10 protein-coding genes are annotated in these 9,174 nt (G+C 64.6%); 5 read left to right on the forward strand and 5 right to left on the reverse strand.

The window, feature by feature from the left end; all coding sequences use genetic code 11:
• Positions 1-21 precede the first annotated feature (21 nt).
• On the forward strand, positions 22-843 hold the full coding sequence (locus VFZ66_23605; GenBank protein ID HEX6292195.1) for an alpha/beta hydrolase: 822 nt from the start codon (positions 22-24) through the stop codon (positions 841-843).
• A gap of 85 nt (positions 844-928) precedes the next feature.
• Here the strand turns inward: VFZ66_23605 and VFZ66_23610 are convergent, their stop codons facing one another.
• Positions 929-2,773 carry a hypothetical protein gene (locus VFZ66_23610; GenBank protein ID HEX6292196.1) on the reverse strand — a complete coding sequence of 615 codons (1,845 nt, stop codon included), beginning with the start codon at positions 2,771-2,773 and terminating at the stop codon, positions 929-931.
• Positions 2,774-3,011: 238 nt separating this feature from the next.
• Between VFZ66_23610 and VFZ66_23615 the strand changes: the two genes are divergently transcribed.
• A complete protein-coding gene (locus tag VFZ66_23615) occupies positions 3,012-4,184 on the forward strand; it encodes a lipocalin-like domain-containing protein (GenBank protein HEX6292197.1) in 1,173 nt (390 codons plus the stop codon).
• A gap of 33 nt (positions 4,185-4,217) precedes the next feature.
• Here VFZ66_23615 and VFZ66_23620 read toward each other — a convergent pair whose 3' ends face one another.
• Entirely contained in the window at positions 4,218-4,448 is a 231-nt protein-coding gene (locus VFZ66_23620) for a hypothetical protein (protein ID HEX6292198.1), read from the reverse strand.
• Positions 4,449-4,474: 26 nt separating this feature from the next.
• On the reverse strand, positions 4,475-4,705 hold the full coding sequence (locus tag VFZ66_23625; protein ID HEX6292199.1) for a BrnT family toxin: 231 nt from the start codon (positions 4,703-4,705) through the stop codon (positions 4,475-4,477).
• A gap of 152 nt (positions 4,706-4,857) precedes the next feature.
• Between VFZ66_23625 and VFZ66_23630 the strand changes: the two genes are divergently transcribed.
• Positions 4,858-5,085, forward strand: a complete 228-nt coding sequence (locus tag VFZ66_23630) for a Flp family type IVb pilin (protein ID HEX6292200.1) — start codon at positions 4,858-4,860, stop codon at positions 5,083-5,085.
• A 35-nt stretch (positions 5,086-5,120) separates the two neighbouring features.
• Here VFZ66_23630 and VFZ66_23635 read toward each other — a convergent pair whose 3' ends face one another.
• Positions 5,121-6,890 (reverse strand): NFACT RNA binding domain-containing protein, encoded by a 1,770-nt coding sequence (locus VFZ66_23635; GenBank protein ID HEX6292201.1) that lies wholly within the window; start codon positions 6,888-6,890, stop codon positions 5,121-5,123.
• Positions 6,891-6,993: 103 nt separating this feature from the next.
• Between VFZ66_23635 and VFZ66_23640 the strand changes: the two genes are divergently transcribed.
• Entirely contained in the window at positions 6,994-7,632 is a 639-nt protein-coding gene (locus VFZ66_23640) for a guanylate kinase (GenBank protein ID HEX6292202.1), read from the forward strand.
• Between the two features lie 10 nt (positions 7,633-7,642).
• Positions 7,643-8,566, forward strand: a complete 924-nt coding sequence (locus VFZ66_23645; protein HEX6292203.1) for a hypothetical protein — start codon at positions 7,643-7,645, stop codon at positions 8,564-8,566.
• A 51-nt stretch (positions 8,567-8,617) separates the two neighbouring features.
• Here the strand turns inward: VFZ66_23645 and VFZ66_23650 are convergent, their stop codons facing one another.
• Complete coding sequence (locus tag VFZ66_23650; protein ID HEX6292204.1) at positions 8,618-9,049, reverse strand: PIN domain-containing protein; 432 nt, start codon at positions 9,047-9,049, stop codon at positions 8,618-8,620.
• Between the last annotated feature and the right edge of the window lie 125 nt (positions 9,050-9,174).

The following is a 9,174-nucleotide window of genomic DNA, read 5'->3' on the forward strand; positions in this document are numbered from 1 at the left end:
CGCGCAGGAAGGAGCGCAATCATGAACGGAACCAACCGACCAAGCAGCGGATTTGCGGATGTCCACGGCGCGCGGCTCTACTATGAGGTTGCAGGCAGCGGCGCGGCGCTGGTGATGGTCCACGCCGGGATCGCCGATCACCGCATGTGGAACGACCAGTGGCCCATCTTCGCCGAGCGCTACACCGTCGTGCGCTACGATATGCGCGGCTTCGGCAAGTCGGCGATGGTGGACGGCCCGTACTCCCACCGCGACGATCTGTATGGGCTGCTGCGCTGCCTGGGCATCGAGTGCGCGTACCTGATGGGCTGCTCGCGTGGCGGCGCGACGATCGTCGACCTCACGCTGGAGCATCCTGAGATGGCCCAGGGATTGATTCTGGTAGGAGCCGGGCTGAGCGGCAATCCGGCTGCGGGAGAGCCGCCCAGGCAGTGGGAGGAAGTCGTTTCGAGCTTCGAGCAGGGCGAGCTGGAGCGGACAGCGGAGCTTGAGGTGCAGATCTGGGTGGACGGCCCGCAGCGCACGCCCGATCAGGTCACGCCGCAGGTGCGCGATCTTGTCCGCGAGATGAACCTGATCGCGCTCAAGAACGATAGCCTGAAGCTGGGCAGCGAGCAGCAGCCGGAGCGGCCCGCGATCGAGCGGCTGGACGAGATTCGGGTGCCTACGCTGGTGATCGTCGGCGATCAGGACCAGCCGTATGTGGTCGAGACAGCCGAGCTATTGGAGCGGCGCATCACGGGCGCGCGCCGCGTGGTGATGCGCGACACCGCGCACGTGCCCAACATGGAGCAGCCTGATCAATTCAATCAGATCGTGCTCGATTTCTTGAGCGCGCTGTAGCCCACCCCTCACAGCGTCATACCACTATCAAGAAGCCACCGATGCAGCTAACATCGGTGGCTTGGTCATTGGTCTTCACTCCGACCTACGGCATCACGCTCTCGCCCGCGACGAACGAGTCGAGCAGGACGTAGCGCGCGCCCAGCGCCCCGTTCGCGCCGACCGCGAAGCTGGCGTAGCGTCCATCCAGCGCGACCACCGCGCTGGTGCCGTGGACGGTCGCGCCGCTCTGGGTGATCTCGACGGCGGTGCCGACATCGATGCCCAGTCCAAGCAATGCCCGATCGCGGTACAGCAGGTTGTAGAGACGGCCCCAGTGACGATCAGGCAGCATGCGCGGCTCGACCGCCAGGCCATCCACAAAGCCCAGGCCGGAGCGCACCGTCACGCCATCAGGCCGGAAGTCGATGATCGACGCTTCTTCCAGGCCGCTGGAAGTCGGCGTGGCGTCGGCGGTCATCAGTTGGCCGAGCGCCGCAGCCGCCGCGTTATCGGCCAGCAGCGTCGTGCCGCCCTGCCATGCGCTGCGCAGCACATCGACGACCGACGCGGCAGAGTCGAGCGCCGCCAGCACCTGGGACTGATCGGGCGCGGTCAGGAACACGCCGGTCGCTCCGCCGATCGCGCTCTGGATCGCCGCCTGATCGGCGTGCGAGTCGAGGACGAACCACTGGACCGGCGCGGCCACCTTGGTCTGGAAGGCGGCGGCATAAGCTTTCGCATCGGCCTGCGCGTCGCTGTTCTTGGCGTAGCCCGTGGCGATCACGACCAGCCGCGCGCCAGCACCGCCGCTGCGCTCCACGAAGCGATCCGCGACCAAGCCCGCTTTGTCGCCGCTGATGTCGCCGCCGAGCAGCAGCGCACCGGCACCCACCGGAAGCTGTAGCCCGCCGAAGCTGCGTCCGGCAATGTCCGGCGCGGGCTGCGGACGACCATCGACCATCGGACGCAGCAGCTTGAGATCGTAGCCGTAGCCGCCGCTAGGCAGCAGATGCGTCGCGACGTTGCGAATCGAGAGGCTGTTGGTCGGGCCGGCAAAGCGGCCAGCCGCGCCGTAGGTCTTGGCATCGACTACAATCGCCGCCGAGCGGCCCGTCACATCGGTCAGCCGCGTCTCGTTCTCGATCGCTGCGCCCGTTTCGGCATCCACGCCAATCCCCAGCAGCGAGGTCGTCCACGTGGCGTTGATCAGCCGCCCGATCCGGCCACGCTGCATGACGTGCTGATCGAGCAGCGCGTTGGACAGGCCAAAGATCAGGCCGCGCGTCTGATCGCTGACGCCCTCCGACAGCCACAGATCGACGCTGCCCTGTTGCAGCCCGTTTTCTGGCCCGTTGTTGCCGGTGTAGCCCCCGATCATATTGAGCGACTCGACGGCAGCGCCCGCGCTGTTGCCGCCTACGGCAGCGCCCGCGTAGTAGGCTGCGGCCATACGCTGCTCGGTGGGCGTATCCGCCACGACGCGCATCGCCACGGTCTGATCGCCGCCCAGGATGTACATGCCGTCGAGATCGGCGGTGAAGAGATCCAGGTTGCTTTGCAGATACGCATCGTCGCGGACCAGAATCGGAGCCAGCACGACGCGGCAGCTCTGCTCAGGCCGCTTAACCGCGTTACAGGCCGCCTCGACCTGGCCCCGGCGGGTATTGGCGAGATCAAGATTTTCTTTGCGCTCCTTGCTCGAAATCACATAGGCATCGGTCGCAAAGGTGATCGGCAGCACCAGCAGATAGACGTTGCCGGTCGTATCGCGCTGGGCGGCGGCCCGGGCAAAGCGCTGGAGCGTGACGGCGCTGTATCCACTGCCGATCGGAACGAGCGTCCGTCGGCTCTGCTGCGCGTCGGCGGCGGGCGCGCTCATGCCCGCCAGCAGCACGAGCAGCGCCAGCAGCGACACCAAGATCCGGTTCGGGCGAGGGAATCGAGACATACTTCCTCCTTGAAACCTGTCTGTTGCGGGAATTGCAGCGGCAGAGGAGTACAGCTTGCCGCGCTTGGTCGTGTGTATGATAAACGACCGCGAGACGTTCCGCAATGCTTTTTCACGATTCCCGATCGTCAACGGCAATGTGTGCGGATCATCACAACATGCTGCTCGACCGCCGGATCGCGGAGCCGGATTGTGCTACGATGAACACAAGGACTAAACGATTGAATCAAAGGCTGTTATGCATCGTAAAACGTGGATGCTGCTCGTGGGGAGCATAACGATCGTGAGCCTGCTTGCGCTCGGCTGGCGCTTGATCGGCGCGCGGCTGACGACTCCGGCGGCGGCGCAGGCCGATTGGGCCGTGGCGCGGGCGGTCAACGGGCCTGCGCTCGGCAACTTCAAGCGCGTCACCGAGGTCCGCCCGCTGGTCTTCCCCAACGATCACGGCCCGCACCGCGAGTACCAAACCGAGTGGTGGTATTACACCGGCAACCTCCAGGGCGCAAGCGGCGAGCGCTGGGGCTACCAGCTTACCTTTTTCCGCAGCGGCCTTACGCCCGACACGCCGCAGCGCGAGTCGCAGTGGGCCACGAGCGAGGTGTATCTGGCGCACTTCGCGGTGACAGATGCGGCGGGCAGGCGCTTCGCCGCCGATGCGCAGCTTGCGCGGGGCGGATCGATCGATCTTGCTGGCGCGCAGGCCCGGCCCTACCGCGTCTTCGTCAAGAACTGGTCGGCTGAGGGCAGCGGTGACACTGCGCGGCTGCGGGCGGCGACCGAGCAGGTGAGCATCGATCTCAATCTCCGATCGCTGAAGCCCGCGACGTTGCAGGGCAACCAGGGGCTATCGCAGAAGAGCGCCGAGGTCGGCAATGCCTCGTACTACTACTCGCTCACGCGCATGCAGACGACCGGGACGATCGCGTTCGGAGGCAAGACGGCCAGCGTGGAGGGCTTGAGCTGGATGGATCACGAGTGGGGCACCAGCGCGCTGGGCGCGGATCAGGTCGGCTGGGACTGGCTCGGCATGCAGGTGAGCGACGGCAGCGATCTGATGTGGGGCCAGCTTCGCCGCACCGACGGCACGGCGGAGAGCATCGACGGCTCGCTGACCGACGCCGACAGCACGGTCACTCCGCTTCAGCAGGGCGATGTGCGGTGGACGCCGCTGGCTACCTGGCGCAGCCCGCATACCGGCGTGGAGTATCCGGCCCGCTGGCGCTTGCAGATCCCCAAGGTCGGCCTCGACGCCGAGGTGACGCCTCTAATTCCCGATCAGGAGCTGCGCGTGGGCCTGACCTACTGGGAGGGCGCGGTGCGAGTCCAGGGCACGCGCGGCGGCCAGCCGATCGACGGCTACGGCTACGTGGAGCTGACCGGCTACGGCGCGGGCGCGCAGCAGACTCGATAGCAGCCGATGGTTGAGGCGGTTGCGACACGAAATTTAGGCAGCTTTGCCAAGCGTTGTCTTGGCGATATTCATGAGCAATCGTAGCGCCTCGTTAACAGCTTCTTCATTCGGAAAGGCCGCTGCGACATCTGGCGCAAGCACCACAACATTCGTCCCTGCCCGATACCGTTCAGCATACTTCCCACGGACACCACCCTTAAGCGTTGATAAATCGTACTCAGGGCGGAGTTCATCGTTCAGGTCGTTCTCAGGTTCGTTCTTCATAGAATCCTCGCTCACTCCGGGTTGCCTCACGCACTAATGATCCGCGTACGGCTGCCACGATCGGTATGCGCAACCATGAGCAGACGACCGCCTGCGGATGTCCCGATAATAATAAAGCGATCTTCGTCCTCGGAATGATCGGGATCATCAAACGTAATCGAGAGCGGGTCACGAAACACGGTTGCCGCTTCGTGGAACGACACCTTCTGCTTAGCGAGATTCGATGCCGCTTTGTTTGGATCCCATGCAAATTCCATCGACGTTCAGTATATCATCAAATTTTTAGGGTGCTACCCATTCCTCGTAAGGGGGCCTAGTAGAGATTGGGACATAATTCCTATTGGTCGCTTTGGTACAATAAGACAACCTTCCTCATCCTACACACCATCGCAGAAAGGAGGTGAGCACCATGTTGGCCTGGTTCGTCCTACGCTTCGTTCGACTGGGAGAGGCCAGCTTCGCAGCAAAGCGGCGGGTCGCGGCGCAAGGTCTTGTTGAATATGCGCTTATTATTATGCTGATCGCGATCGTCGTGATCGGGATCATGACCACACTCGGCCAGACACTCTGTACCGGCTGGTACCTGAGTCTCGTCGGCCCAGGCAGCCCATTCGAGGTACCAGGAGCAAGCTGCTAGTTGTTTTCTTCGCAATTGTTTTGCGCGCCGCCCGATCAGATTTGATCGGGCGGTTCGTTTTGCGCCGCTTGCAGCGCCGCCGGAGCCAGCGGCGCGGCGCGCACCGTCTGCTCGTTGCGGTAGCTGACGAGGCCGGGCGGACCACCGGCGACCTTGCGCACGTGGCGGCGCTGCGTCATCACCACCTCGACCGAGGTCGACTCGCGGGCTGCCGAGAAGTACGCGGCCAGGCCCGCCGCCTCCTCGATCGTCCGGGCGGGCGGCTCGTCCTCCGCCTGCACGATCACATGCGCGCCCGGTATCTCGCGCACATGGAACCAGCGATCGTCGGGCCGCGCCAGCCGGAACGTGACCTCCTCGTTCTGCCCCGCCGAGCGCCCGACATAGATCGTCAGGCCGTCGCTGGAGCGCAGCCGGAGCGGCCTGGAGCGCGGCCCGCGCGCCTGGGCCTTGCCGGAGGGCGGCTTCAACACGCCCTGCTCGTACACCTCGCGCTCGATCCCGGCGATAGCCTCGTAGCTATCGGCGAGCTTCAGCAGCGTCAGCGTCTCGTCGAGATAGGCAAGCTGCGCATCGGTCGCGCCCAGACGTTCGGGCACTCCGGCGAGCGCGCCCTTGGCCTTATCGTACTCGCGGAAGCGCGCCTGCGCATTCTCGACCGGCGTCTTACCAGGATCGAGCTTGATCGCCCGCCCTTCGACGCGCAGCTCGGTCTGGCCCGGCTCCACGGTATGCAGATAGCCGAAGATCATCTCGCCCTCCCAGCGCAGCCGCTCCAGGGCATTGGCCCGCTCCAGCTCACGACCAAGCGCGTCGCGCTGGCGCTGCTGGCGCTCGCGCACGTCGAGCAGCCGCTGGACGAGCGCGTCGCGGCGCTGGGCATGAGCAGTGATCTGCTCGGCCTCGGCGTAGAACGTATCCAGCGCGGCGCTGATGCTGGCGACAGCTCGCACGTCCTCGAACTGCGTCATGCGGTAGGGCGCAAAGGCGATCGGACGCGCGCCCTGGTAGGCCAGCGAGGGCTGAAACGACTCGGTCCAGAGCGCGCGCAGGGCATCGGCGATGGCGGCGAAGGGCAGCGTCGGATCGAGCGCGACGCCTGGCTGGCCGGTCGCGCGCATGATCGCCTCACGGGCCTGCTGCGGCGACACGCCGCCATACGCGGCGGTAAGCGCCTTGCCGAGATCAGTCTCAGTGCCGTCGAGCAGCGCGGCCACGCCTGCCGCCGTGATCGTGCGCGGATCACGGCGATGCGGACGCGGCGGCGCGATATAGACCTCGCGCGGCATGATCGTGCGGCGCGTGCCCTCGGATGGAATGCGCTTCACCGCGTCGAGGATCAGATTATCGTCGTCGACCAGAATAATATTCGAGCGCTGGCCCATGATCTCCAGAATCAGCTCGCAGCGCTGCTCGTCGTCGACATCATCGTCCTCGTCGCCAATCGCGTCCTCGTCGCGCTCGTCCTTGCGTGGCGATGGATGTTTGATTATACTCAAGACCAGGATGCGCTCAAGATCGGGCTGCTCGACGGCGGCGATAAAGCCGTTGCGCACATATTTGCGCAGCAGCAGCAGCAGCGGCGTCTCGCGCTCGATGCCGCGCGTGGGCCTGGCCGACAGCAGATGCGCGCGGGCGCTGGTGGGATTGGCCGAGGCCAGAAGCTGGTAGCGCTGCCCGGCATGGTACACTTCCAGGCCAATGCTCAGGGGCGTCGGCAGCACCACACGCTGGATTCGCCCGCCGACGATCGTGCTGCGCAGCTCATCGGCAACGGCCTTGACGGTCAGGGCATCATAATTCATAGTTCAGGCCACACCCCTGAAGTGGGCTGCACTTCAGGGATCATAAAGAGCGTACGATGCATTGTACGCAAGCCTGAGGCAGAACGCCAACTGCAAGGAATGTATGAACCGACAACACACCGAAATCAATCCGATCATCTTTGGACAACCGCCGGAGCCGCTGCTGGTGATCCTATCGGGTCCGTCCGGCGTCGGCAAGGATAGCGCGCTCATGCGCATGCGCGAGCTGGGCTTTCCGTTTCATTTCGTGGTGACGGCAACCGACCGTCCGCAGCGACCGGGCGAGATCAACGGCGTGGACTACCACTTCGTCACGACGGCTGATTTCGAGCAGATGATCGCCGATCAGGAGTTGTTGGAGTGGGCGCGCGTCTATAACGATTATAAGGGCATTCCCAAGTGGGACGTGCGCAACGCGCTGAGCAGCGGCAGAGATGTGATCCTGCGCATCGATGTGCAGGGCGTGGCGACGGTGAAGAAGCTCGCGCCGGAGGCGGTGACGATCTTTATGGCTCCCAGCACGATCGGCGATCTGCGCCAGCGCCTCCAGTGGCGGCGCACCGACACGCCCAATCAGATCGAGCAGCGCCTGGCAAAGGCCGAGTGGGAGATGGAGCAGATCCACCTCTTCGATTACGTCGTGGTCAACCATGCCGATCGGCTCGACACGGCGGTCGGGCAGATTCGCTCGATCATTTTCGCCGAGAAGCAGCGGGTCTATCCGCGCCGCGTGAAGCTCTAGCCGCCCGCCGATGAGCTCGACGATCGATCACACGCGGCACGATACGCTGATTGCCGAAGGACGCGAGGCGCTGCTGGCGGGCGATAAGGCGCAGGCGCAGGCGCTACTGGCCCAGGCGGTTCAGCTCGATCCGCGCAGCGAAGAGGCGTGGATGTGGCTCAGCGGCGCGTACACGCAGCCCGCAGACATGGCGGCCTGTCTCCAGCAGGTGCTCGCGATCAATCCCCACAACGAGCAGGCCCAGGAAGGGCTGCGCTGGCTATCGGCGGAGTACGGCATCACACCGCCGCAGCCTCCTGTGGCTTCCACCGCCGATCCCGCTCCGATTGCCGAGGCCGTGCGCCTGCACCCACCGCCGATCAGCAGCTACAGCAGCCAGCTCCTACTTGAGTCGGCGCTGCATCCCGTGGCGGCTGGCGTGTGGCTGGGCCTGCTCCGGCTGATCGGCTGGCTGCGTCCAGAGACGCTGGCGCTGCTGCGGAGCAATCAAGGGCCGCTCGGCTGGTCGGGATCGCTGGGAGTAGCGGGCGCTGCCGTGGTGTTTCATGGCCTGGCACTGCTGCTGCTCTGGCTCATCCTGGGCTGGCAGCTCAGCCGCGTGCGCGCGGAGGGACGCGGCGATCTCTTCGATAGCCTGGTGCGCGCCGGGCATCTATGGCTGCCCGCCCACCTCTGGCTGGGCGCGGCGATCGTCGCGGGGCTGGGGCTGGATCTCAGCGCCGGGCTGTGGCGCGTTGTTGTGATCGTCTGCTGGCTGCTGCTGCTGGCGGGCGCGGCGCTGATCGGGCGGGGGCTGTGGCTGCTGCTGGATCGCGTCGTCGGGACGCAGCCCAACCGCACGCGCATCGCGGCCCGGCTGGTGCTGATCCTGGTGCTCGGCGGCGTGCTTGGCCTGGGGCTGGCGGGCATCGCGACGGCGGCGCTGCTGCGGTAATCTCGCAGCGTTTGGTAGTGGCTTAAGAAATTGCGTGTATTCGTCGGGTACTTATGGCGTTAAATCAGTAAGAGCATCTGCGGGTGTACGAGTCGGCACAATCCCTATCAGTCGCGTCAAGTGCTCATGATCGAGGGTGATTAAGGTACAACTGGCTTGCAGCGCGACCGCACCATAGACGGCATCTGCTCCACGGAGTCCATGCTGAGCAGCTAACTGTGACGCTTGCTGAGCCACAGTAGCGTCGAGTGGAACAAATGTGACGTTGGGAAGATTACTAATCGCTGCTGCAAATGCCAATGCTTGTGCTGGATTATTCCGGCTACGGCTAACCGCTCCCGCAACTTCGGTAAGTACCAGAAATGGCACAATAACCGGCACGGCTTGATCTCTTAGGTATTCAAGCACGCGGCGGCTAATCTCATGTCCGGCTTCTCGCTGGTCGAAGCTATTCACCCAGACGCTTGCATCAACCGTGTACATCAGTTCACCGGCGCATCGATACGACCGCAGCGGTCAGTGTGGCTGATCCAGGTGTATCACTCGCCGCGATCGTATCACCAAGCCGAAACAGCTCTGTCCATGCCCGGTCGTACTCTGAGGATGAA

The sequence above is a fragment of the Herpetosiphonaceae bacterium genome (assembly GCA_036374795.1).
Lineage (GTDB): Bacteria > Chloroflexota > Chloroflexia > Chloroflexales > Kallotenuaceae > LB3-1.

Bases quoted from the DNA above. Each gene is read 5' to 3' on its own strand.
- VFZ66_23605 (HEX6292195.1), top strand. From the start codon at position 22: ATGAACGGAACCAACCGACCAAGCAGCGGATTTGCGGATGTCCACGGC.
- VFZ66_23610 (HEX6292196.1), bottom strand. From the start codon at position 2,773: ATGTCTCGATTCCCTCGCCCGAACCGGATCTTGGTGTCGCTGCTGGCG.
- VFZ66_23615 (HEX6292197.1), top strand. From the start codon at position 3,012: ATGCATCGTAAAACGTGGATGCTGCTCGTGGGGAGCATAACGATCGTG.
- VFZ66_23620 (HEX6292198.1), bottom strand. From the start codon at position 4,448: ATGAAGAACGAACCTGAGAACGACCTGAACGATGAACTCCGCCCTGAG.
- VFZ66_23625 (HEX6292199.1), bottom strand. From the start codon at position 4,705: ATGGAATTTGCATGGGATCCAAACAAAGCGGCATCGAATCTCGCTAAG.
- VFZ66_23630 (HEX6292200.1), top strand. From the start codon at position 4,858: ATGTTGGCCTGGTTCGTCCTACGCTTCGTTCGACTGGGAGAGGCCAGC.
- VFZ66_23635 (HEX6292201.1), bottom strand. From the start codon at position 6,890: ATGAATTATGATGCCCTGACCGTCAAGGCCGTTGCCGATGAGCTGCGC.
- VFZ66_23640 (HEX6292202.1), top strand. From the start codon at position 6,994: ATGAACCGACAACACACCGAAATCAATCCGATCATCTTTGGACAACCG.
- VFZ66_23645 (HEX6292203.1), top strand. From the start codon at position 7,643: ATGAGCTCGACGATCGATCACACGCGGCACGATACGCTGATTGCCGAA.
- VFZ66_23650 (HEX6292204.1), bottom strand. From the start codon at position 9,049: ATGTACACGGTTGATGCAAGCGTCTGGGTGAATAGCTTCGACCAGCGA.